The sequence below is a fragment of the Aquimarina addita genome (assembly GCF_039539305.1).
GTDB lineage: Bacteria > Bacteroidota > Bacteroidia > Flavobacteriales > Flavobacteriaceae > Aquimarina > Aquimarina addita.
In genome coordinates this window covers 481691-507145 of the sequence record NZ_BAABCW010000001.1, presented here as the reverse complement: position 1 = coordinate 507145, position 25455 = coordinate 481691, and the positions used below count along the sequence as shown (strand labels likewise).

Sequence of the window (25455 nt, the reverse complement as noted above, 5' to 3'; positions counted from 1 at the left end):
TAAAATTAAATTATTTTGCACAATTATAACTAATTCAATTCACTCAAATGAAAAAAATATTATGTATCCTGACTGTTGCTTTTCTTGTAACAGATTTTGGATTATATGCTCAGAATCAAAATGATGGTCAGCAAAGACGTCAATTGGGACATACAAATGAAAACAAATTTAAACAGTTATATGATGAGTTTTCTACTCCCAATATGTATAGAACGGGCTCTGGAGCTCCTGGTTCTGCATATTATCAGCAGCAGGCTGATTATAAGATGGATATAGAACTGGATGATAAGAATAAAAAAATTACAGGTAGTGAAACCATAACATACACTAATAACTCTCCTGATGTATTAGAGTTTTTATGGGTTCAATTAGATCAGAATAGACGATCTAAGGATTCTAAGACACCATTAATTAGTTCTGATGATGTTAAACTAGCAAGTTCGCCAGAGGAATTTGTTGGAAGTTTTTTACGAGAACCTTTTGATGGAGGATTTAATATTACTTCAGTAAAAGATGCTTCAGGAAAACCTCTTAAATATACTATAAATACTACGATGATGAGAGTAGAAATGCCGAAGAATCTGGCTTCGGGAGGTAAATTTACTTTTTCTATTGATTGGTGGTATAACATAAATAATCACGTTGATGGTAGAGGAAGATCAGGATATGAAGAATTTGATGATGGTAACAGAGCTTATGTGATAGCTCAGTTTTACCCTCGTATGGCAGTATATAATGATGTTGAAGGATGGCAGAATCATCAGTTTTGGGGTAGAGGAGAGTTTGCTTTACCATTTGGCGATTTTGAAGTGAATATTACGGTGCCAGCGGATCATATTCTTGATGGTACAGGAGTTTTAGTCAATAGAAAAGAAGTATTTACCAGTGAAATGATGAGCCGCTACGAAAAGGCAAAGAAATCATATGATAAGCCTGTGATTATAGTTTCTCAAAAAGAGGCAGAGGCAAAAGAAAAAGTATTCTCAGAAACAAAAAAAACCTGGAAGTTAAAAGCAGAAAATGTAAGAGATTTTGGTTTTGCTACTTCCAGAAGGTTTATCTGGGATATGATGGCTGTAAAAATAGGAGGAAAGGATATTATGGCTGTATCCATGTATCCTAAAGAAGGAAATCCTTTATGGGAAGATTGGTCTACAAAAGCAGTAGCAAGTACATTAAAATCATATAGTCGTATGACTTTTGATTATCCATATCATAAAGCTATTTCAGTGCATGCAAAGAATCAAGGGATGGAATATCCAATGATTTGCTGGAATTACGGTAGACCTAATCCTGATGGTTCTTATAGTGATAGAGTAAAATTTGGGATGATGAGTGTTATTATTCACGAAGTAGGACATAACTTTTTTCCTATGATTGTAAATAGTGATGAAAGACAGTGGACCTGGATGGATGAAGGGCTTAATACTTTTGTGCAGTATGTCGCAGAACAGGATTTTGGAGAATGGTACCCTAAGGCTATCGCTCCAGCAAAGGAATACCCTTCCAGAAGAGGGCCTGCAGCAAAAATTGTTCCTTATATGAGTGGTGATCAAAGTTTTATTGCACCCATTATGACTAACTCTGAAAATATCTATCAATTTGGTCCTAATGCTTATGCTAAGCCAGCTACAGCATTAAATATTCTTAGAGAAACTGTTATGGGGAGAGATCTTTTTGATTATTCTTTTAGAACATACTCTAAACGATGGATGTTTAAACATCCTACACCAGAAGATTTTTTCAGGACAATGGAGGATGCATCTGCGGTAGATTTAGATTGGTTCTGGAGAGGATGGTTTTATACTACTGACTATACTGATATTGGAATAGGAGATGTTAAGAAATTTGTAGTGTCTAAAGAAGCAAATAAGCAAGTAAAAGATTATGCGGAAGGAAGAGGAGCAAAATTAGAAGATTTTGGACCATTGGTATTTATGGTAGAAGAAGGTACCGATGAATATAATACAATGAAAAGTAATGGTAATATCTTAGATAATGCTACAACACTAAAAGAATATTTAATGGATAATTTTTCTGTAGAAGAAAGAAAAATAATGAAAAGTCCTAAGTTCTTTTATGAGGTAACTTTTGTGAAACCAGGAGGATTAGTAATGCCATTAATCGTAGAATATGTTTATAAGGACGGAACTTTTGAGACTGTAACGTATCCTGCAGAAATTTGGAGAAAAAATGATTTGTCGGTGAAACGAGCAATTCCTTCCGAAAAGGAAATTGTAAGGATTATAGTAGATCCCAATCAAGAAACTGCAGATATAGATACTACTAATAATAGTTGGCCTCTTGCAGAACAGAAAGGACAATTTGATAAATTCAAAGAAAAGATGAAACAATAATGCTTTTAAGCATTTTTTAATTAAATATTTTCAAAGCCATCCACTAACTATTGTGGATGGCTTTTTTCTATCTATTATTGTTACTATATTTGCATCATCATGATAACAATACCTTTATTTATTAGCGGAACTGAAATTGCCTTTATAGTTTTTATTCTGGTAATGGTTTTTGGAGCGGATAAAATACCCGAGATTGCACGGGGATTAGGTAAAGGAATGCGTATTGTCAAAGATGCTACCAATGATATAAAAACTGAAATTACTAAAAGTGCAGATAAGCACGGACTTGATACTGATATTACCTCATCGATCTCTTCAGATGTAAAAACTCAAATAGATAAGGTTAAAGAAGATATTAATGATATCACAGGACCAATAAAGCGTAACTTTTAGTCAATTACCTACTTTTTTCTATAAAATTACGATATTTTATCGATCGTTTTCGTTTTATTTCTTTTAAGTAATATTCTTATATCTTACTATGAAAACTCTAATAAACAGGGAGGTTTAGTATAATTTTTAAATCGGTTTTTTATTCTATGCAAGCATAGTAAGTTTAATTTTATTATATTTATCTTAATTTTTAGTAAAAAAAATTGATATATTTTTAATAAATTAGCTTTAAAATTACATAAATAACAGTATTGCTAGGCAGAGTTATTTTGTTTAGTAATAAATAACACACAAACTCACTAATCTTATATTAAAATGAAAAAAATCACTACCCTGTGCTTAGGACTTTTGATAATTTTATCTTGTTCTAAGGAAGATGTTACAGAAAACGAGAATCTAAGTGCAGATTCGCAAAAAATGCTAACGGTTGAAGAAATTAACGAATTTATAGCTGGAGAGTTGAAGGTGTCCGGAGATGTTAACTGGACAGACGCATCTGCATTGATGTTATATAGTGCGGTTATGCAAAGTAATGGAGTTTTAACAATCGGTTATGGAGGAGAGGGAGAAAGTTTTACAGAGGGTCAGCGCTCGTCTGTTTCAAATACTGCTTTAAGAAGTATATCAGAAATTTTAGCAAAAACAGAAGGTGTTAATAAATCAACAGATGATATAGCAGCGGATGATATTCTTAATTTTGCTGAAGTAGAGATCACTAATTTAGCGACTGTAGAAGAACTAAAAGATTTAGATAATATCAGATATTTCCAACCTAATTACGGGTTGTATCTTCAGGAAGAAAATAATGGTTCGCAAAAAGATGCGGGTTGTGCGCAAGAAAGCCAAACTATTAATAGTAATGATTACCGTGTAATTTCTCCTAATGCCAGATTGCCATGGAATTTTGATATTCATAATATACCGGATGCCTGGAGTTATAGTACCGGGGCGGGTATTACAGTAGGTCTTATTGATACAGGTTTATCTGCTAGCCAAAACTTATTAGGAAGTGGTTTTAATGATGGAGATTCTAATGGGAGAACGGTAGAACGTTTTGGAACTTTTATAGATTCGCCATGGTGGTGGTCTAATAGTACAGACGGTCCTAATGATAAATGCGGACATGGTACACAGATGGCTTCTGTTTTAGCATCGCCTCGTAATAATGATTATATGCCAGTAGGTGTTGCATACAATTGTAATTTAGTAGCTTACAGAGGTACAGAAGATGTGTTATTAAATGATTATCATGAGAAAAAAGGTGTAACTAATGCTTTAAAAGCTCTAGGAAATAGAGGGGACGTTAAAATTATATCTATGTCAGTTGGATACCCGTGGTCAATAGGAAATGTAAAAGATGCTGTTGAGTATGCATATGGTAAAGGTAAAATGATTGTAGCTGCAGGGGGTACTTCAACTACGTTTACAAATTGGTATGGTGTTATTTTTCCTGCCAGTATGAATGAAACTGTAGCAGTTACCGGACTAAAAGACAATGGATATAATAGATGTGATATCTGCCATGAAGGTAGTAAAATTGATTTTACTATGGTTATGCAAAGAGCAAGCAATACTGATAGAAATGTACCTGTTTTAGGATTTAATTCTGGTACTCAAGCCTATGTAGGTGGATCATCGGTGGCAACAGCTGCTACTGCAGGAATAGCAGCCTTGGTTTGGGCACGTAACCCTGGAATGACGAGAGCACAGGTTTTAAATAAGTTAAAACAGGCAGGAGAATTTTATCCTAATAGAAATAGTAATTTTGGGTACGGTAACATAGATGCGTTAAAAGCTGTACAATAACATTTCTATACACCTATGATATAACAAAAAGAAATAATACAAAGTGATCTTCTCAGTTTTAGAGGCAGTCGCTATTTTCAGAAGAAATAGAGACCTAAAAATCCAGTTTTAAATTGTTGGAAGGAGATCACTTTGTTTTATAAGACACGACTAATTGTTAAACCATCCCTGATAGGTAATAATACAGTTTCAATTCTATTATCGTCCACTAATAATTTATTGTAAGTAAGTAGGGCTTTAGTAGAATCGTCATCGTCATCTATATTCTCGATTACTTTTCCACTCCATAAAACATTGTCAGAAATGATAATTCCACCTGTATTCATTTTATCAATAATCAATGCAAAGTATGCTGGGTAATTAGGCTTGTCTGCATCAATAAATACTAAATCAAATGTTAGGTCAAGATTAGGAATTATTTTAGTAGCATCTCCTATATGCTGGATTATCTGATGTCCATGATTAGATTTGTCAAAGTATTTTCTTTGAAAATCTTCTAATTCTTCATTAATATCAATGGTGTGTAGTGTTCCTTCCTTATCCATTCCCTCTACTAAACATAAGGCAGAATATCCGGTGTAGGTTCCTATCTCTAATATGTTTTTTGGGTTAGTAAGTTTAGATAACATACTCAATATACGTCCTTGATAAGCACCACTCAACATACGAGGTTGTAACATTTTTTGATAGGTTTCTCGTGTTAGTTGTTTTAGTAGTTCAGGTTCTTTTTCTGAATGTTCTACTACATAAGCATCTAATTTCTCTGGTATAAAATGCATGATTTTATTTTTTTGCAAATTTATAGTTTTATTATTTTAACCTTAGAGAATGTGTAATATTGTTAGTGAAGTAATTTATTTAACTATCCTTCTTTTATGTTTTTTAAAGATTAAAATGGATATAATGCCAATAAGAACAACTAGAGATATTAATAAAAAAGGATATGAAATGGTTCTGGAGGTGAAAGATAGTGATTCGGTATCACCAATAAGGATTAACAAAGACCAATAATAAGGAGAGTTTTTCTCCATTTTATGGTTTTTAAGATAATTTAATTTGGCTGTTCTAAGAGCTTCTGATTTTGATTTATTTGCTTTTAATTGTTTGTAAAAATCAGTAGTTATTTCTAGAGTAGCAGTATCATCTGCTTTCCATAAAGTAGAGACCACACTGTTAGCACCTGTATTAAAGAAACCTCTTGCAAGGCTCATAACTCCTTCTCCTTTTTCTATAGAGCCAATAGAAGTGTTGCAAGCACTTAGTACTACTAAATCTGCATTATTTTGTGTTGCATAAATATCATTTAATGTAATTTTATCGTCAATAGCAGCAATCCAAGGTGTAATAGAATCATTAGCATTAGCATGAGTGGAGAGATGAATTATGTTATATTTTGATAAGTATGTTATCAGATTTTGTTTAGAAGCATTTTCATTCAATAAAACCGAACCGTTAAAATTTGATGCTATTTTCTCTACTTCTAATTTTGTATTAGGAAGAGCCTTAAGGTTATTTTTATAAGTTATAGGTGCAAAACCCAGAAATTCTTTTTCTGCAGTACGTACCAATTTGCTATTTTGAATAAGAAACGATATGGAGTATGCATAATTGATCTCATATTCATAAATAAGGTATTCTTTAGAGTTATTAGGAAGTGCTTCAAAAGGAATATTATGAATACTTTGGTCTGGTATAATGGTTATTTTTTCTGTTAAAAATGAACGAATATCTTTTGGTATTAGCTGGTTGTAAATCCGTTTGCCTATTTCCTGATATTGATGTAGTTCATTCTTAAAATGGATAGGATGAGAAATAAGTTCACTAAAGACTTTAATGTCTTTTTGTAACTGATGGATATTTTTAATTTCGAATAATTTAACTATGTCTTTACTGATAACTAAGCCATACCCTTGTTCATTATCAAGAATGTATTCTATAAATGTAGTATTATTTTGATCCGCATATTGTTTAGTGTCTTCAATTGAGGTGATTTTTGAAGTACGTTTAGAATTGTAATACTGAGGGTAATAGGACTTCAAAGAGTCAACAAATAAAGAGTGTTTTTGTTTGGTGCTAAGCAGTTTAAGCTTTAAAGAATCATTAACAGAAGGAGTGTTAGTAATATTCAATTTGTTTTGAATATTAGCAATTTTTTGTTTTAATGATAATTCTCTTTTTGTAATGGCATCAGGGATGTGATTTACCCTCTTTAATTGTTCTTCATTAATATCTTCTAACAGTAATAAAGCCTTGTTCTTTTCTTGAAAGTAAAATGCTTTTTCAGGTTGGTTTAATAAGATACAGGTTTTTACAGCATCGGTATAAAGGTCAGATGCGTCATTTTTCCAAAATAATTTAGATTGACGCTCTACAGTTTCTAATCGAATAATATCCAATAATTCATCTCCAAGTCTAGATATTTTAAGAGAGTTTTCTAGTTCAGTTTTATTCTTGTTTTCTTCAAATAGTTGGTGTCCAAATTTGACATTATCCTTTAAAATCTCCAATAAAATAAGTTTGTTTTTAGTTACTGTCAAATCTGTGTGATTTGGCAAATTGGAAGTACTTATATTTGGTTTGTGAGGGATGATGCATTGCAGTGCAACTTTAGAGTTTTCTATAGCCATTTCTGTATTATCATGATCATAATAGGTCCAGGAGCGATTTTGATAAATAATAGCTTTCCATGTATTATTATTTTTTAGATATTTTAAGGCTTGATTTTGATAAAATAGAGAGGTATCTATTCCTTTATTTTTCTTTAGAATCTCTATATCTATAAATGTTTTACCAACCCATTCATCTTCTCCTTCTTTTTTTCCTAATTGTAAAATTTCATTAAAATATTTTAAGGAATTGATAGAGTCTTTTCCTGTCGCATTGTATAGATTGGCAAGTACTGAGTATGTTTTAAACAGTAGTTTTTTTGGCGGATTATTTAAGTTCGAAAGAATAGAATCAGCCTTTAATCCTTTTGTGATTCCTAAATTTATATTTTTCTCATCTTTAATACTTTCGTGTACTATAGCCGATTGAATATAAGTAGTTGCTAGTTTGATCGGTCTATTTTGTTGTTGATATATTTGCGCTACCTTTCTGTATAATAATAATGCATTAGCATAGTCGTTGATCTTCCAATAATCTATCCCCAATCTCCAGTATGCTTCTGTTTTTTTATCAAAGTTAGGAGTAACTTCAATATATTCTGTACCGTATTTTATTGCATTGATATAATCATTAGATAATCGGGAAAAAAAAATTAAATTGTTAAGACTTTTACTATGTGAGTTGGCGTCATAGGGTATAAGGTGCTTTCTTATTTCTGAAGCTTTTTTAGTTACAGATAGTGCCTTTTTGATGTTTTTCTCGTAAATCCATTTGCCATATTCGTGCATTTCAGATGCTAATAGAGCATCTTGTTCAGGTCTTTTATAAGTAGTTAAAAGGCTATCTGCTAAACCTTCAATTATAGCCAACTCTTTGTTAGAATTTAAAATAAATGTCAATTTTTCTGAGCCGCTTTTTTTTGATTGAGCGCTACCTACACAATAAAAAAGGATTGAGATAATAAGACAAAAGAAGCCTGTTCTCTTTTTGGAAAACAGGCTTGTGTTATTGGATATGATATTTAGTTTTAATTTTCTATACACATTGGATCGGTTACATCCTCTATTTCTTTAATTATCTGAAGACTTAGATTTTCATGAGTAATGTTAGTAATCAGGCTCGAAAAAATATCGCCACCTTCTGTGGATCCTTCCCCATCTAAATCATCATCATCATCGCGATTTCCAATAGAATTTATTCGATCATTTTTAGATTTGCCAAATTCTAATAATAAGGATGACAAGTCTATTTTAATCTTCCACAGTTCCATATCAGAACAATCGGATGCAATAACTTCACAAATCTCAAAGTTATTTAGTGATGCAGCTTTTTCTCTAAGTGTATTTTTTTCGTTTTCAGTATAATTTCCACTAAATTCAATATATCCTAAAATTGAACTATTACAGGAACTACTTCCAGTATTAAAATCAGGGAAACTTAATTTTAAATCAAGTTCTTCTTTTTTAGATTCCTCAATACCAATATTATCTTGATATCTATCTTGTGAACAACTTTGAAATGTTAATACTCCAACAATCAATAACGTAAGTAGTAATATCTTCTTCATTTACTTTTTTGTTTTGTAAAATTAATACTTTTTTATAAAAATTAACAGATTCTTTTATATTAGTAGCGTAACTGTCAAAATTGTTACCCCTAATTTTATTTTTTTTAATTTTTGTGTTTTAATTTAATGATTTTTTAGAGTCTATATTATCATTTTAGTAGTATAATATTTACTGATAAGATACCTTGGTACATTGTATTATATGTATTTTTGATCAAAAACTCGACTATGCAATTTGAGAATACGAGAGAATTCGCTCAAAAATTAGATGAACAAGATTTTTTACAATCCTATCGTAAAGAGTTTTTGTTTCCTAAAGTTAATGACAAAGATGTTATCTATTTTACAGGTAATTCTTTAGGTCTCCAGCCTAAAAAAGCAAAGCAGTTTGTAGATGAAGTGATGAATGATTGGGCATCATTAGCAGTAGAGGGACATTTTCATGCTAATAAACCGTGGTGGGATTATCACGAGCGTTTGGCGGCACCTTTGAGTAAAATTGTAGGAGCAAAACCTTCAGAAATTACTGTAATGAATACGCTGACAGTAAATTTACATCTGTTAATGGCTTCCTTTTACAGACCTACAGCAAAACGATATAAAATTATTTGCGAAGAGAAAGCTTTTCCTAGTGATCAATATATGCTACAGAGTCAGGTTCGTTTTCATGGATATGATCCACAAGATGCTATTGTAGAGATCAAAAAACGAAAAGGGGAACATAACTTTAGGACAGAAGACATTGTAAAGACCATTAATGAAGTAGGAGAGGAGTGTGCATTAATATTAATGGGAGGTGTAAATTATTACACAGGTCAGGTATTTGATATGAAAACGATTACTGCCGAAGGACATAAAATAGGTTCTTTTGTTGGTTGGGATTTGGCACATGCTGCAGGTAATATAAAATTAAATTTACATGATTGGGATGTCGACTTTGCTTCTTGGTGTAGTTATAAATATATGAATAGTGGGCCTGGCAATGCGTCAGGATGTTATATTCACGAGCGTTTTCATAATCGAAAAGATATCCCACGTTTTGAGGGCTGGTGGGGAACAGAAAAAGAATCACGATTTTTGATGAAACCCACTTTTGAGCCGATGGATAATGCAGATGCCTGGCAGTTGAGCAATGCGCCTATTCTGTCACTGGCACCTTATCTGGCTTCTCTAACATTATTTGAAGAAGTAGGAATGGATGTACTTGTAGAAAAGAGAAATCTTATTGTTTCCTATCTGGAATTTATATTAAAAGAGATTGATGCTCAGGTAGATAGTGCTTTTGAAATTATAACACCTTCTAATCCAGAAGAACGAGGGACTCAATTATCAGTATTTCTTCATGGGGAAGGTAAAAAAATATTTGATTATTTGATGGATAACGGTGTAATTACAGATTGGCGCGAACCTAATGTGATTAGACTAGCACCAGCACCTTTTTATTGTTCTTTTGAGGATATGTTTAATTTTGGACAGATATTAAAACAAGGAATCAAAAGTTAACAGCAAAAGTCTGGTTTAAGTTCTTTTTTAATATTTATTTAATCCGTTTCTATTTTGATATTTGTGAAATAGAGTTTCCAGTTGCCTTCTTCTTTATGATGAGTTTTTGCAATAGTAATCCCATCAAAATTTTCATAATCTTCCCAAGAAGTAATTAAAGAAGGCTCTTTTGTATTTGCTTTTCTGAATACCCACTCTTTAATTTTAAAGTCACCATTGAAATAAAAATCATAAGCATCACCAGGAGTATATCCTCCGCTATTGTTATATACGATTGTTAATTTTTGCATTTCATTTTTACTAATAGGAGCCACTGCTTTTATTTGATGCTTTGACGTAAAGGAAGTCTCATCCCATACAAGATTAAATGGTGCCAGAAGCCAGTATTTGTCATTGATAAACCCTTTATCCGCTTGTATAGAAATACTATCTATATTTTTGCGATTATAAGTAATCGTGTCTTCTGATGACATCATCGTGATCATCTCACTTTTAGGTCTCCAACTCCAAGTACGTTCATAATGTGTACTATCCTGATCTACATTAAACGTAAAACTAATTTGTTTGACCTTATCCCAATGTGATAACCCATTAGCAAATGCTATAGCTCCTGCAGTAGTACGTATTTTTTGTTTGTTTTCTTTTTTAATTGGCTCAGGATCTCTTACCTCTATACTAGTATCATAATCTTGATTAGTTTTTACTTCTTCTTTACAACTTACAACTAGTAAATAAAACAGAATAAGTATACATACGTTTTTCATAATATAAGTTTTCGATATACTAAGATATGAAAAGAAAAACCTTGCTAATGACGATTAGCAAGGTTTCTTTAATTGAATTTATTAATTTTTATTTTGATTATTCTACGGTCAAGGTATATTGTGGTGTTTTATTAAGTGGACAGAAATAAGTATAAGTTCCTTTTTTTAAAGTTACTGTCTTAGAACTTTCAGTTTTTCCTTCTGCAACCACATTCGTAACATATGCTTCTTTAATATGATTAGCTGGATCAGATACATCCTTTCCGGCAGGAACTAATACAAAACCTACGTCGGTTCCTGAATTATTATTGGATATGTTAAAAACATAACTACCTTCCGTTAACGTAACTTCTTTTTGCGTAAACTCTCCTTTAGTTTGTTCTAAAGAAACAGTTTTAGCTTCTTGAGCTGTTGCTGAAAATGAGATAATAAAAATAAGCGAGAATAGGGTGATTAACTTTTTCATTTTATTTATATAGTTTAATTTGGATTTAATTTAATTAAGCTTCAATAGTTTCTAAAGGTTGCGCTACTGGAAAATCAATGGCAACTTTAGTGGTTTTATGGATATAATTACTGATCGTTTTATCACCTACTAGTGATATAACATCAATTACACTACCTTTTGAATATCCAGCTTGTAAGAAATTCTCTAATATAACGGAGTCAGTGTCCCCTCGGTTTTCGGTTACGTTTTTAGCAAATTTTGCTAAGGCATCTAATTTAGTGTCAAAAGATGCATAGCCAGCTCTTAATTCTAGTATTTGCGGATCTGTAAAGCCATTCATTTTTCCGATAGCAGTGTGAGCAGATAAACAGTATGCACAATTATTTACTTGACTTACAGCCAAGTTTACTACTTCTTTTTCTTTAGCAGATAAGGAAGTTTTTGCATTGCTAAATGTTAGGTAGTTCTCTAATGCAGTATCAGAATGGGCATATGTTGCAAATAAATTTGGAACAAAACCTAGTCCTTTCTGTAGATTATCAAAAATCACTTGATTATTAGTGCTTACTTCTTCTCTTGTTGGTACATTAAATGTGCTCATAATTTTAAAGTTTTTATAAAATCCTGAATTTATTTTCAGGAGCTGTTATTATTAATATTTATTGATTTATAAGTATAGTGCAAAGATGCTTTAGGAATAGCGAGTAAAGAATGCTTGTTTTTCCCGATGGCTTGTCAATTTTTCCTAAATATTAGTTTTGAGATTATCTCTCTTAAAGAAAACGTGAACTTTTTAGATAGATGAAATATAAAGTACTGGATATCGTTTAGTATAATCAGACATTTGTAGTTATTTACATGTCTTTCTATTAAATATATGAAGCGCTGGTTAAATTTAAATTTATTAATAAGGTCGGTTCTATTGTTAGTGTAAAGGAAATTTAAAATTTTAAGATGATATCAAATTTGTTTAGTAAAATAATCTTTCTGTGCTTTTCAATTATCGTTAGTTATACAGCAAACTCTAAAGATATTTTTGCACTGAGTGTCAATTTTCAAGACGTATATGAAGCTGTACGATCTGCTTCTCCCGGAGATGTAGTTTTCATACCAGAAGGTTTAGGGTTTTGGGGTGCTGAATCACAACTTATGGTGCCTGGTGGTGTTAGTATTATAGGAAGAGGTAGCGATAAAACAATAATTAATAGATCTGAATCAACAAAAAAACATCTAATAGTTTTTGATGGTGCTAATGGTTTACCTAACGGGTTATACAATATAGGTTTCGAGGGTAAGTATTTTGCAAAGGATAAGGAAACTAATAACCTTAGTAGTGGAGTACAATTCATGAATGGATGTGTTGATTTTAAAGTGTCCGGTTGTAAATTTTCTGGATTTGCAAATTGTGCTTTATGTATTGAAGATGCAGTTGCCGATAAGAGTGTTCAAAAAGGAGTGATATATCAAAACGAATTTATAGATAATTACTATGATTCAGTTAACAATTATGGATATGGAGTAGTGGTTTATGGCAATGGTACTTGGACTGATCTGGAATTAGGAACTGAAAATGCTGTGTTTGTAGAAGACAATTTTTTTTCAGGAAACCGTCATCATATTGCCTCAAATAATAATTCTAAATATGTATTTAGATATAATAAAGTAGAGCATACAAACCCTGTTCGGAATTACTCAATGGCTGATGCACATGGTAAATCATCTTCACCTGTTGGTTCTCGTAGTTATGAGATTTATAATAATGAATTTTATACAACCAATGATATGGAGTCGAGAGCCAGAACGGCTATTGGAATAAGAGGAGGTGATGGTGTTATATTTAATAATACTTGTACAGACTCTATATATCGTACTGTAGAATTATGGGCAGAGGGATTTTCTTGCAGTACTTATCCGGGTATTCATCAGATTCGATCTCTTTATATCTGGAATAATGAGTATCATGATGAGTTAAATATCACAACCGAAGGAATAGCAAATAATTGCGAATCATCTATACAGGAAAATAGAGATTATTTTTTGCAGGCAAAACCAGGATATCAACCTTATGATTATCCCCATCCAAGTAGGAATATTGCATTTAATAAGCCAACAAGTTCATCTGATGATAATGTTAATCATCCTAGTTCAATCGCAGTAGACGGTGACTATAGACTTGACCGATGGTGGGGTAGCAATTCTTATATGCAGTGGTGGCAGGTAGATTTAATTGATGTTTACGATATTAATAAAATCATAATAACTCCTTATTATGATGGGAGTAGATATTACCATTACACTATCCAAAAATCTATTGATGGAATTAATTGGGTTGATTGTATAACCAAAAATGATCAGACAATAGCAATACAAAATGGCGATGTTTATGATAATCTAGATAGTATCCATACTAGATTTCTTAGAGTAAAAATGGATTTTAACTCGTCTAATGCCTCTGTACATCTTATAGAGTTTGAAGCATATGGAAAGCAATCTAATGTAATCACAGAAAGGAATAATATAGCATTTAATAAACCTTCAACTTCATCAAAATCTACCATTGATAATCCCAATACAATGGCTACTGATAACATTTTTTCATTAGATAACTGGTGGGGAACATTTCCACAAGATCAATGGTGGCAGGTAGATTTAATGGATTCTTATAAAATTAATGAAATTACAATTACTAACTATTATGGTGACAATAGGTATTATCACTATTCGGTTGAAGCTTCTCAAAATGGGGTGGATTGGGAACAGATAATACTTAAAAAGGATAATTCTATTGCTACCAAAGCAGGAAATACATTTTACTTTGATGATTTGAGTGCGAAATTTTTAAAAGTTAATATGTTACAGAATTCAGCCAATAATGCAGTACATATCGTTGAATTTAGAGTCTATGGTCAGATATCATTAGATAATAATAAATCAATAATGGAGACAAATGATATATATTCCGATGTATTGGTCTATCCTAATCCTTTAATTAATGATTCTGAGATTAATATAAATTTTGAATTTTTGAATGATGAGCAAAACGCAATTTTAGAAATAGCGAATTTTGATGGACAAGTTTTACTGGAAAAATCAATAAAATTAATTAGAGGAGCTAATAAATTAAAGTTAAATACTTATAATCTATCTAATGGATCCTATATTTTATTTTTAAAGGCAAAGGAGCATACTTTTAAGAAAAAAATTATTATTTCAAAAGAAAGTAAAAATTAACTTTATTAATGGTTGATAGCAAGTTGTTTTATCATTGTAGATACTTGTATGTAAACATAAATCAATATCTTATGAGCTTAAAAATGAACTTTTTTTAAATTTAGAAACTATGAATGTCATCTATAAATTTTCACTTATACTAATAAGTTTATTTGTTTTAAATGCTTGTAAAAATGATGACGATGAACAAAATTCTGAAGAACAAGAGGTTCCTATTGTCTCTGATATCATTCTTTCAGAAGAAGTTATTCTTAACCCCACTGGTTATGCACCATTATCAGCTTTACTTAAGATACAGACAAGTAAAGAGGTCAGGGTTGATCTTATTATTCAAGGTAAAAATGGAGAGAATTCAATAATATCTAAAAGTTTTACAGACTTAAAAAATGAATTAAACATTCCTGTTCACGGATTGTACGGAGATTTTAACAATACTGTAATTCTTACCTTTTTTGATGAAAGTGATGAAGAACTGGAAACCAGAACATATGAAATACAAACAGAGCCTCTTACTACTGCCATGCCACAAATAAATATCGAAAAGGCAGAGCGTGATCAAATGCAAGAAGGAGTAACATTAGTAAGTTATTATGGGTATTCTGGAAATACTACTCCTCAGTATCCGTTTATGTTTGATTCCTATGGAGACGTACGTTGGTATTTAGAGTATAAAGATCATCCTGAACTCAATGAGCTAAAATATGATAATGGTCCTGAGCGCTTAGCAAACGGAAATCTATATTTTGGAGCCAGTGATACTGGTTTTATTTATGAAGTAGATCTTTTTGGAACTGTGGTAAATTCTTGGGAAATGCAGGGATATACATTTCATCATGAAGTACACGAAAAACCAAACGGAAATTTTTTGGTTTGTGCCAATAGAAATAATGCTATTACAATTGAAGATTATATTGTAGAAATTGATAGAACAAGTAAACAGATTATTAATGTTTGGGATTTAAATCAATCTTTGGATAACACCCGAAAAACGCTTACAGATAATGAAGAAGACTGGATTCATGTCAATGCAGTAGCTTATGATGATACAGATGATACTATTATTGTTTCAGGACGTACACAAGGACTGATAAAATTGACGAACGACAACGAGGTAGTATGGATAATGGGGTCTCATAAGGATTGGGATACCTCTGGTAATGGAACGACATTATCACCGTATTTGTTACAACCCTTAGATGCCTCAGGTAGTCAAATTATGGATCAGGGAGTAATGGATGGTACCATTAATCATTCTGATTTTGAATGGAATTGGTATCAACATGCACCATTAGTACTTCCCTCAGGAAATATAATGCTGTTTGATAATGGTTTTAATCGTAATTTTGAAAGTCTTGATGTCTATAGCCGCGCCGTTGAGTTTGAAATAGATGCGATTAGTAATACCATTCAACAAAAATGGGAGTATGGCAAAGAGAGAGGGCAGGAAACCTATTCTCGAGCTGTATCCGATGTGGATTATTTAGAAGGAAGCGATCATATACTATATTCGCCCGGAGGAGTAATTTATAATGGAATGGTATATGGCAAATCTATTGAAGTTGATAGATCAAGTAAAACAGTAATTTTTGAAGCGACGATAATAGCCCCACAAGCACTTTTCAATATTACTTTTCATCGTACAGAAAGATTATCTCTTTATCCATAATACTTTTTCATGATTTAATAGATGCCTGTTGTTTCCTGAAATCAGATGGAGAAAATGTAGTATGTTTTTTAAACATTCTACTAAGATGAGAGGCATCATCAAAACCAATCTCGTACGCAATTTCTTTAGCTGATTTATCAGTATATAAAAGTAATCGTTTTGCTTCTAACACAATCCGATTATGAATAACTTGTAATGGACTTCTTTTAAGTTTTGAAAAGCTATTGGACAGTGTTTTTGGTGATTTAAAAAGTCTTTCTGCATAAAAAGCTACAGAATGTTCTTTTCTAAAATTAAATTCTACCAACAAGTTGAATTCTCTGATTAAAGCTACCTGATCTTTATATACATCTTTAAAATCGCTTTGTTGTTTAATAAGTCGTGTTGTCGTTATAATAAATCGAGCCATGAGCATGCGTAGCATTTCTGCTTGAATGGTATCTATAGTTTCTAGCTCATCCAGAAAAGTCTGATGTAATGCATTTAATTTCTGCTGATTTCCTGTATCTAATTCTACAATAGTGATACTTTTATTCCCATAGAACAGGATACCGGTACAGCTTACTTCTTTATCGTGATCCTTAATACAGTAGAATTCTCTGTTAAACTGATATACGATAAGATCTTGACCTTCAATAAAAGTGAAAAATTGATTAGGAGTTAATACCGTAATCGTATTGGGCTTTAAAGTGGTTAATATACCATCTATTTCTACGGCTGCTATATTAGTTTTAGTCCATATAAAAGTGAACATTTCTATGTTTTTAGGCAGTCTGTAGGTGTTTAGTAATTCCTCGTTTCCAATGGTAAGCAGCGCATCCGTTGAAAATTCTTTAAACTCTCTGATCATATCAAATTGGTCGTTGTTTTTTAAGAAAATTACAAAGAGTGTTTTTTGCTTTCTTTTATTTTTAATAATTTATAAAAGACGAATGCTCATAGCACCAAGCCCACCTTTCATTAGGTTCTGCCGAAATAACCACCTTATGTTTATGGTTGGCATAATGGTTACTTGCATGTTTATTAGGGGACGAGTCACAGCATAATGTAATTCCACAATCTTGACAGGTTCTAAGATGTACCCATAAATCTCCCGTTTTTATACATTCAGAACACTCATAATTATTACTTTTTTTTATAGCATGAGAATCAAAATTTTCTAAATGTTCACAAATTTTAGTTCGTAGTTTCATCAGTCTAAGCTTTTTATCTTTTAGTTATCAGATGGAATCGCCATTTAATTATATCAATTGGTATTATATGTATTGTAATGGCCTATCCCCACATTAAATTTCTGCTAGATATTCGTGTACAAATTTTATAGCCATGGCGCCTTCACCAACTGCTGAGGCAACTCTATTCATAGCGCCAGCTCTAACATCTCCAGATGCAAATATCCCGGGACTACAGGTTTCTAATAAAAAGGGTTCTCGTTCTTTTTTCCATATTTTTTTAAAATTTTCATAACGTATTAAATCCCTACCCGTTTCTATAAAACCTCTTTCATTTTTAATAATATCCAGTTTAATCCAATCTGTATAAGGTCTGGCTCCTATAAAAATAAATAAAGCATCAGCAGATACTAAGCTCGTTTCATTAGTAACCGTGCTTGTAAGTTCTAATTGGGTTATTCGATCATTTTCTCCTAATACTTTTGAGATGTTTGTATGACCGATTAATGTAATATTATCAATGGTTTCGATCTGATCAATAAGATAGCTCGACATACTACTAGTCAAGTCTTCTTTACGAACTAAAATGTAAACGTTTGTGGCAAATTTAGAAAGGTATACAGCAGATTGTCCGGCAGAATTACCACCTCCTACAATATATACTTCTTTGCCCTGGCATGCTTGCGCCTCTGTCATGGAGGATCCGTAATAAATCCCTGCACCTGTATAGTTTTCAATCCCTTCTGCCTCTAGTTTTCTGTAGTTGACTCCAGTAGTTATAATGACGCTTTTGGTACTAATACATTCTCCATTTCCCAAAGAAATACTTTTATATCCATCCTTTTCTGATATGGAGGTAACTTCCTGAGGAGATAAGAATTCAATTCCGAATCGTTTTGCTTGTGTAATAGCGCGATGTGTCAATTCCTGACCGCTTAATCCATTAGGAAACCCCAGATAGTTTTCTATTCTCGAACTGGTTCCTGCTTGTCCACCAGGAGCATGTTTTTCTATAAGTAATGTTTTTAGACCTTCAGAGCCACCATACACAGCAGCAGCTAATCCAGAAGGACCTGCACCTATAATAACCACATCATATAAATTATCTTTTGGATATGCATTTAGGCCTAGGGCAGTAGCCAATTCTATAATACTAGGATTTTTAAAACAATTACCGTCTTGTAATGAAATTACAGGCATATCAGCAGTAGTAATGTTATGTAGTGCTATAATCTCTTTAGCTTGATCACTGGTTTCTGCATCTAACCATTGAAAAGGAAATAAATTACCCGATAGAAAATCTTTGATATCGTGGGATTTAGGGGAAAATTGATATCCTATCAATTTTATTCCATCAAATTCGGGTTGATAAGTAAGTTGCCAGGCATTCAATAAATCATGAAGTGTAGGGTATAATTTTTCTTCCGGAGGGTTCCATGGCTTTGTTAAATAGTAATCTAATTGTACGTCATTAATAGCTTTAATAGCCGCATCAGTATCAGAATATGCAGTTAGCAACACTTTTTTGGCTTTAGGAAAATACTTTTTTACTTCTGTTAAGAATTCTACACCTAGCATTTCGGGCATGCGCTGATCTATTAAAAATAAAGCAATAACTTCTTTCTTTTTCTTTAATTCAATAATGGCTTCTATAGCATCATTAGCGGATTCTGTGCTCATAATCCGATATTCTTTTCTGTATTCGGATTTTAAATCTCTGGTAACAGCTCGTAATACTTGAGGGTCATCATCCAGTGCAAATATGATTGGTCTTTTCATGGGTTAAATACGGTGCTAAAAATTAAAATTATCCGGATCGGGTCCTATTCTTTGATTACTATCCAATGCATCTATAAATTGAATGTCATCTATAGAAAGTTCAAAGTCAAAAACATCGCTATTAGATATGATTCGCTCTTGATTAGACGATTTAGGAATTGTTATAACTCCTTTCTGAAGATTCCATCTTAGAATTATATGAGCGACACTTTTATTATATTTTTTTGCAAGATCATCCAAAACGGCCGTGTTGAAAATTTTTCCTTGCATAAAAGGAGACCATGCTTCATATTGTATTTGATGTTGATTACAAAAATCAATGAGCGATTGTTGTACTAAATACGGATGAAACTCCATTTGATTTACCATAGGTACTATGGAGGCTGTTTTCATTAAATCTTCCAGGTGATGTTGCATAAAATTACTGACCCCAATCGCCCGAACCCGTTTTTCTTTATATAGTTTTTCTAAGGCGCTCCACGTTTCTTTATAAATTCCCTGAACAGGCCAGTGTATAAGATATAGATCCAGATATTCTAGTTGTAGTTTTTTTAGGCTTTCATCAAAAGCTTTTAATGTAGATTCATAACCTTGATCATTATTCCATACTTTGCTGACTACAAAAATATCTTCTCTCGGAGTGGAACTATTACGCATAGCTCTGCCTACACCTTCTTCATTTTTATAAATACTAGCTGTGTCAACATGCCTATAACCTGCTTCTAAGGCCCATTGAACAGCATCTACAACTTCTTGATCATTATTTGATTGATATACACCCAGTCCAAGATAAGGCATCTGTACACCGTTATGTAGTTGAAACGTTCCTTGAATATTAGTAATATTTTTCATGAATTTTTTATTAGTCTAAAGGTAAACAAACAGTAAAAATTGTTTCTCCTTTTTTTGATGTTACTTTAATTTCTCCTTGATGTTGTTTAATGATTCGTTGACTAACTTCTAACCCCATACCCGTTCCTTCACCAATACCTTTCGTTGTAAAAAAAGGATCAAAAATTGCATTCAGATTTTCTTCGGGAATTCCTTTGCCATTATCAATGATCTTGACTATAAGCATCTGCTGAAATGCATCTGTTTTAATGGTTAGAATACCTTTGTTATCCATTGCGTCAATAGCATTATCGATTAGGTTTGTCCATACCTGATTGATTTCACTAACAAAAATTTTAGGCTTGGGTAGTTCATCTTTAAAATCCTTTTCGATGGTTATATTCTTACTTTTTAATTTATGGTTTAACATAGTAAGGGTACTTTTAATACCGATATGAATATCTGTAGCTGTTTTCTCAGGCGCACGATCCATATGAGTATAGCTTTTTATAGAGCTTACTAAACCAGAAATACGGTCAGAGGCTTCTTCTATTTCATCCACCATTTTTTCTGTAGTCAATACATTTTCTATCCATTCAATCGCAGATGGGAAATTAGTATCTCCTGTTGCTTTATAAACTTCTTCGATAGCTGATATTTCCATACAAAAATCCAGTAAGGTCTCGGTCAATTCATAAGCATCTTCTACCCCGTGATCTTCTAGCCAGGTTTCTAACTCATCCTCTTTTTCATTTCGCTCTGTAAGCTTCATGTTATTTTCAGGTCGATTTTTTAGCTTGTCAAAAAGAATCGTATTAATGATATCAATTTCTTCTGGAGATGCCTTGATAGAAATTATTCTTTTAAATTTTTCAGGAACATTACTCAGATGTTTTCTAAGTAATTTAGCACTTCTGAGCATAGCAGAAGCAGGATTATTTAGTTCATGAGCTAATCCGGCAGATAATTTACCTAATGCCATCATTTTCTCAGCTTGTACATTGTCTTTTGTAAATTCTCGTACTCGGGAAGTCATTTTATGTACTAAACTTTCAGTAAGCTCATAATGATTAGCAATCATTTCTCTAAAGTAATCTTTATCCAATATTAATACTTCACTGTCTTCTACTACTTCTCCAAAACCAAGGGCAGAACTTGCTCTTGAAAAGGGAAGAAGTCCACCTATCTGGTTAGTCTTCATACGAGAGACAAGTTTGTAATTACCTTGTTGTTGTATTTTAATTTCAACAGTTCCTTTTAATAAAATAAAGAGCTTATCAATATCATCCCCTCTTTTAAAAAGATAGTCTCCTACTTTAAGAACGGTTACATAAGATGTATCAATTAACCACTGTAATTGTTTATCAGGGACATTCAGTAATTCCGGAACGTTTTGAAGCTGTAGGATTGTAATTTTCATTGTTTAAAATTAGGCAATATAACAATCCTTTGCAACGATTGAGGAAGATCGCTTTCTTAAGGTTTTTATAAAATTTTAGTTAAAGGATGCTTTTAGAATAGAAAAGTAGTGGTTATATTTAACTTGATTATAGTTTATCTTATAAAAAGAGGTAAAACCTTACGAGAAGGATTTAATTAAAAGTTATTATTTAGTGTCTAAAGAATTACAAAAATATTTTGCAACAAATAAAAATACATGGGATCAAAGGGTAAAGGTTCATTGGGAAAGTGATTTTTATGACGTGGAAGCTTTTAAAAAAGGGAAAACTTCATTGAAGCAATTCGAGCTAGAAGCATTAGGAGATGTTTCTGGAAAGTCTCTGTTGCATTTGCAATGCCATTTTGGTCAGGATACATTGAGCTGGAGTAGGATGGGTGCATTATGTACAGGTATTGATCTTTCTGAACAAGCAATTGAACAAGCCAATCAACTGAGCACTGATTTAGCATTAGATGCAACCTTTGTTTGTTGTAATGTTTTAGATACCTCTGCACATGTTGCTGGTCATTTTGATATTATATTCACAAGCTATGGAGTGATAGGATGGTTACCTGACTTGAGACCTTGGGGGCATATGATCGCAGAAAAATTAAAGAAAGGCGGTATTTTTTATATAGTAGAATTTCATCCTATTGTATGGATGTTTGATTATGTAGAGGGAACACCCAGCATAAAGTATGGTTATCATCAGAAGAAGGTAATTTATGAAGAGTATCAAGGTACGTACGCAGATACAAACGCTAACGTTGTTAGTAAGGAGTATGGATGGAATCATGGATTAGGTGAAGTAGTTTCGGCACTTACAGAGGCAGGACTAAAGATTGAGTTTTTAAAAGAATATGATGAGTCTCCTTATGATATTTTCCCCAATTTAACTCAGAATGAGAACAAAATGTTTGAAAATAAAGATAAATTATTTCCTCTTCTCTTTGCTATTAAGGCTTATAAGTAACAAGTAAGTAATATTTTATTTACATTTGTTAAAGGTTTTGATGTTTGCATACTTTCTTATAGATATGCGCTAGTTTGCTGGAGACATCAAAATCCGGACTCTTTGAAAAAGATTCTTTAAAAATATCCGGTAGACTGGTATCATAACATTTTTATGCAGACAAAGAATATAGCGATTGTAGGAAGTGGACTAGCAGGATCATTGCTTGCAATTTATTTGAGAAAGCGCAATCATCAGGTCACAGTTTTTGATAGAAGACCAGATATTAGAAAAATCCAATTCAGCGGACGTTCGATTAATTTGGCTATGTCCGTACGCGGATGGAAAGCATTAGATACCATTGGTATAGGAGAAGAAATCAGGAAATTAGCTATTCCTATGGATAAGCGTGCTATTCATGTTAATGGTCAACCTGAGTATTTTCAGAAATATGGAAAAGATGGAGAAGCAATATATTCTATATCAAGAGGAGTGCTGAATCGTAAAATGATTACGCTTGCTGAAGAAGCAGGAGCCCTTTTTAAATTTGAGGAAAAAGTGTGGGATGTTAATCTTCCTGAAGCAAAGATTTATACTGGTGAAAGTGAAAAAGGAGCTTGGGAAGAATATCAATATGATATTATATTTGGTTGCGACGGTGCTTTTTCAAGAACAAGGCATAAAATGCAACGAAGAAGCCGATTTGATTACTCTCAGGATTTTCTGGATGCAGGTTATAAAGAATTAGGGATTCCTGCAAATAGTGACGGAACACACAAATTGGATAAGAATTCATTACATATATGGCCACGAGGAAAATTTATGTTGATTGCATTGCCTAACCTGGATGGTAGTTTTACTTGCACATTATTTATGCCTTATGAAGGAGAAGATTCCTTTGAAATGTTAAGTTCTGATGTGAAAATAGTGGAGTTCTGGAATAAATACTTTCCTGATACTAAGGATTTGATGCCTACATTACTGGAAGATTTTAAGCGTAATCCTACAAGTGCTCTTGTTACTATGAAATGCTATCCATGGACATATTGGGATAAAGTTGCTCTGGTTGGGGATTCTGCTCATGCTATTGTACCTTTTTATGGACAAGGGATTAACGCAGGTTTTGAAGACATAACTGTATTAGATAATATTATAAAGAATTACGAAGGGGATAATTGGCAGGATATTTTTGAGGCCTATCAAGAGGCAAGAAAGCCTAATGCAGATGCTATTGCAGAACTTTCATATCGTAATTTTATAGAAATGAGTAGCAAAACTGCGGATCCTAAATTTATTTTAAGAAAGAAGATAGAAAAGCGATTTTCTGAGAAATATCCTGAAAAATGGTTGCCGCTATATTCCAGAGTAACTTTTACACATAAGCCTTATGCAGAAGCATTAGAAATTGGGGACCAGCAAGCAGCTATTATGGATGAAGTGATGAATTTAGATCGTATTGAAGATATTTGGGATAGCGATGGTGTAGAACAGAAGATATTAGATCGTTTAGAAAGTTATGAGGCTCAATCAACTTCTATCTTATCCAATAAGTCTTTTTAGCCATTTTAGCTTAGAACTGGTGTACGGTGAGTATTTTAGATTGAGCTCCAGCCAAAACGATTTTTGTAATACACTTTTATTGTGAGAGAAGGCATCAAATCCTGCTTTGGCGTGATAATTACCAATACCACTCTCACCAACTCCTCCAAATGGAAGGTTATTCTCTATAATGTGCATAACGGCATCATTCACCGCGCCACCACCAAAAGATACTTCATTTAGTATTTTGTTTTTTATTGTTTTGTTTTTTGTGAAAATATAACACGAAAGTGGTTTTGCAAATGTTTTAATAATAGCGATAGCATTATCAATCGTATTGAAGGATACTATAGGTAGGATAGGGCCAAAAATCTCATGCTGCATAATAGCATCTTCCAGCGTAATATCCGTCATAATAGTAGGAGAAATGATTCTATTTTCTGTATCTAATTCACCACCATAGAATACCTTATCTTGATCTATTAACTCCTTTAATCTATTAAAGTTCTTTTGATTAATGATTTGAGTATAATTTTGATTTTCTAAAGCATATTCAGCTTGTATAATATGCTTTTTAATAGCTGCGAGAAAAGATTTTTGAGCGGTGGCTTCTACTAAAACATAATCTGGTGCGATACAAGTTTGACCTGCGTTCAAAAATTTAGCCCAAACCAAACGTTTTGCCGTTAGATCCATATTCACATCTTTGGTAATAATGGCAGGACTTTTACCTCCCAATTCTAAGGTGACGGGAGTTAAATGTTTAGCTGCTGCTTGGTAAATAATTTTTCCTACGGGCACACTTCCTGTAAAGAATATCTTATCGAACTTATGAGTTAATACTTCGGTTGTTTCTGCAATACCTCCTTCAATAACCGTAAAAAAGTCCGGATTAAAGTTGGTATTAATAAGTTGTGCCATTGCAGCAGCTGCATGAGCAGAAATTTCACTTGGTTTCAGAATAATAGTACATCCGGCAGCAATAGCTGCTACAACCGGAGCGAATGATAGCTGATAAGGGTAATTCCAAGCACCAATAATAAGTGTGGTTCCGTAAGGTTCAGGAATTACATATCCTTTTGAAGGGAAGTTTGCCATTCCCGTAGCAACTTTTCTTTTTTTTGACCATTTTTTGATATTGGCTAAGGCAAGATCTATTTCGTGATAGATTAAAGATAATTCTGTAGTATATGTTTCGTATTTGGATTTTTTAAAGTCTTTATATATGGCCTTATATAAAAATTCTTCATTATCCGATAATATAGATTTAAGTCGTTTTAATTCAGTAATCCTGAACGAAATATCTTTTGTGCTGTTTGTGTTAAAAAAATGACGTTGTTTTCTTATGATGTCCTGATAATTCATAGGGCTATTAATATACGATATTTATCAGAGCAAA

General features: G+C 32.6%; 20 protein-coding genes. 8 read left to right on the top strand and 12 right to left on the bottom strand.

The annotated features are described in order from the left end of the window. Window positions 1–47 precede the first annotated feature (47 nt). The 3 genes from ABD816_RS02250 (at window position 48) to ABD816_RS02240 (ending at window position 4556) form a co-directional block, all read left to right on the top strand. Window positions 48–2357 (top strand): M1 family metallopeptidase, encoded by a 2310-nt coding sequence (locus ABD816_RS02250; protein WP_344924335.1) that lies wholly within the window; start codon window positions 48–50, stop codon window positions 2355–2357. A gap of 99 nt (window positions 2358–2456) precedes the next feature. Next, window positions 2457–2750 carry a Sec-independent protein translocase subunit TatA/TatB gene (locus ABD816_RS02245; RefSeq protein WP_344924334.1) on the top strand — a complete coding sequence of 98 codons (294 nt, stop codon included), beginning with the start codon at window positions 2457–2459 and terminating at the stop codon, window positions 2748–2750. Between the two features lie 315 nt (window positions 2751–3065). Continuing rightward, complete coding sequence (locus ABD816_RS02240) at window positions 3066–4556, top strand: S8 family peptidase (RefSeq protein ID WP_344924333.1); 1491 nt, start codon at window positions 3066–3068, stop codon at window positions 4554–4556. Between the two features lie 137 nt (window positions 4557–4693). On the opposite strand, the gene ABD816_RS02235 is transcribed toward ABD816_RS02240, so the two are convergent. The 3 genes from ABD816_RS02235 to ABD816_RS02225 all read right to left on the bottom strand — a co-directional run bounded on the left by ABD816_RS02235 (window position 4694) and on the right by ABD816_RS02225 (window position 8730). Beyond that, a complete protein-coding gene (locus ABD816_RS02235) occupies window positions 4694–5335 on the bottom strand; it encodes an O-methyltransferase (protein WP_344924332.1) in 642 nt (213 codons plus the stop codon). Window positions 5336–5410: 75 nt separating this feature from the next. Continuing rightward, window positions 5411–8062: a CHAT domain-containing protein gene (locus ABD816_RS02230; protein ID WP_344924331.1), complete on the bottom strand. Its 2652-nt coding sequence runs from the start codon at window positions 8060–8062 to the stop codon at window positions 5411–5413. 128 nt (window positions 8063–8190) lie between these two features. Next, window positions 8191–8730, bottom strand: coding sequence for a hypothetical protein (locus tag ABD816_RS02225; protein WP_344924329.1), 540 nt, complete (start codon window positions 8728–8730; stop codon window positions 8191–8193). 228 nt (window positions 8731–8958) lie between these two features. On the opposite strand from ABD816_RS02225, the gene kynU reads away from it, so the two are divergent. Next, window positions 8959–10233 (top strand): kynureninase, encoded by a 1275-nt coding sequence (gene kynU / locus ABD816_RS02220; protein ID WP_344924327.1) that lies wholly within the window; start codon window positions 8959–8961, stop codon window positions 10231–10233. A gap of 38 nt (window positions 10234–10271) precedes the next feature. Here the strand turns inward: kynU and ABD816_RS02215 are convergent, their stop codons facing one another. The 3 genes from ABD816_RS02215 to ABD816_RS02205 all read right to left on the bottom strand — a co-directional run bounded on the left by ABD816_RS02215 (window position 10272) and on the right by ABD816_RS02205 (window position 12046). Beyond that, on the bottom strand, window positions 10272–10997 hold the full coding sequence (locus ABD816_RS02215; protein ID WP_344924326.1) for a hypothetical protein: 726 nt from the start codon (window positions 10995–10997) through the stop codon (window positions 10272–10274). Window positions 10998–11094: 97 nt separating this feature from the next. Then, on the bottom strand, window positions 11095–11463 hold the full coding sequence (locus tag ABD816_RS02210) for a cupredoxin domain-containing protein (protein WP_344924324.1): 369 nt from the start codon (window positions 11461–11463) through the stop codon (window positions 11095–11097). A gap of 34 nt (window positions 11464–11497) precedes the next feature. Next, window positions 11498–12046: a carboxymuconolactone decarboxylase family protein gene (locus ABD816_RS02205; protein WP_344924323.1), complete on the bottom strand. Its 549-nt coding sequence runs from the start codon at window positions 12044–12046 to the stop codon at window positions 11498–11500. Between the two features lie 353 nt (window positions 12047–12399). Here ABD816_RS02205 and ABD816_RS02200 point away from each other — a divergent pair, with 353 nt between their 5' ends. Beyond that, the gene (locus ABD816_RS02200) at window positions 12400–14676 is read left to right on the top strand and encodes a discoidin domain-containing protein (RefSeq protein ID WP_344924322.1); all 2277 of its coding nucleotides are present in this window, start codon (window positions 12400–12402) and stop codon (window positions 14674–14676) included. Window positions 14677–14785: 109 nt separating this feature from the next. Continuing rightward, entirely contained in the window at window positions 14786–16342 is a 1557-nt protein-coding gene (locus ABD816_RS02195) for an aryl-sulfate sulfotransferase (RefSeq protein WP_344924321.1), read from the top strand. A 7-nt stretch (window positions 16343–16349) separates the two neighbouring features. Here ABD816_RS02195 and ABD816_RS02190 read toward each other — a convergent pair whose 3' ends face one another. The 5 genes from ABD816_RS02190 to ABD816_RS02170 form a co-directional block, all read right to left on the bottom strand. Beyond that, window positions 16350–17192 (bottom strand): helix-turn-helix domain-containing protein, encoded by an 843-nt coding sequence (locus tag ABD816_RS02190; RefSeq protein WP_344924320.1) that lies wholly within the window; start codon window positions 17190–17192, stop codon window positions 16350–16352. A 61-nt stretch (window positions 17193–17253) separates the two neighbouring features. After that, the gene (locus ABD816_RS02185; RefSeq protein WP_344924319.1) at window positions 17254–17535 is read right to left on the bottom strand and encodes a UBP-type zinc finger domain-containing protein; all 282 of its coding nucleotides are present in this window, start codon (window positions 17533–17535) and stop codon (window positions 17254–17256) included. Between the two features lie 93 nt (window positions 17536–17628). Then, a complete protein-coding gene (locus ABD816_RS02180) occupies window positions 17629–19293 on the bottom strand; it encodes an NAD(P)/FAD-dependent oxidoreductase (RefSeq protein ID WP_344924318.1) in 1665 nt (554 codons plus the stop codon). Window positions 19294–19308: 15 nt separating this feature from the next. Next, a complete protein-coding gene (locus ABD816_RS02175) occupies window positions 19309–20145 on the bottom strand; it encodes an aldo/keto reductase (RefSeq protein WP_344924317.1) in 837 nt (278 codons plus the stop codon). Between the two features lie 10 nt (window positions 20146–20155). Beyond that, window positions 20156–21544, bottom strand: a complete 1389-nt coding sequence (locus ABD816_RS02170) for an ATP-binding protein (RefSeq protein ID WP_344924315.1) — start codon at window positions 21542–21544, stop codon at window positions 20156–20158. Window positions 21545–21737: 193 nt separating this feature from the next. Between ABD816_RS02170 and ABD816_RS02165 the strand changes: the two genes are divergently transcribed. After that, window positions 21738–22538: a class I SAM-dependent methyltransferase gene (locus ABD816_RS02165; RefSeq protein WP_344924314.1), complete on the top strand. Its 801-nt coding sequence runs from the start codon at window positions 21738–21740 to the stop codon at window positions 22536–22538. Window positions 22539–22691: 153 nt separating this feature from the next. Beyond that, window positions 22692–24077 (top strand): FAD-dependent oxidoreductase, encoded by a 1386-nt coding sequence (locus ABD816_RS02160; RefSeq protein ID WP_344924313.1) that lies wholly within the window; start codon window positions 22692–22694, stop codon window positions 24075–24077. Here the strand turns inward: ABD816_RS02160 and ABD816_RS02155 are convergent. Continuing rightward, window positions 24057–25421: an aldehyde dehydrogenase family protein gene (locus tag ABD816_RS02155; protein ID WP_344924312.1), complete on the bottom strand. Its 1365-nt coding sequence runs from the start codon at window positions 25419–25421 to the stop codon at window positions 24057–24059. The genes ABD816_RS02160 and ABD816_RS02155 overlap by 21 nt on opposite strands. Window positions 25422–25455: the final 34 nt, after the last annotated feature.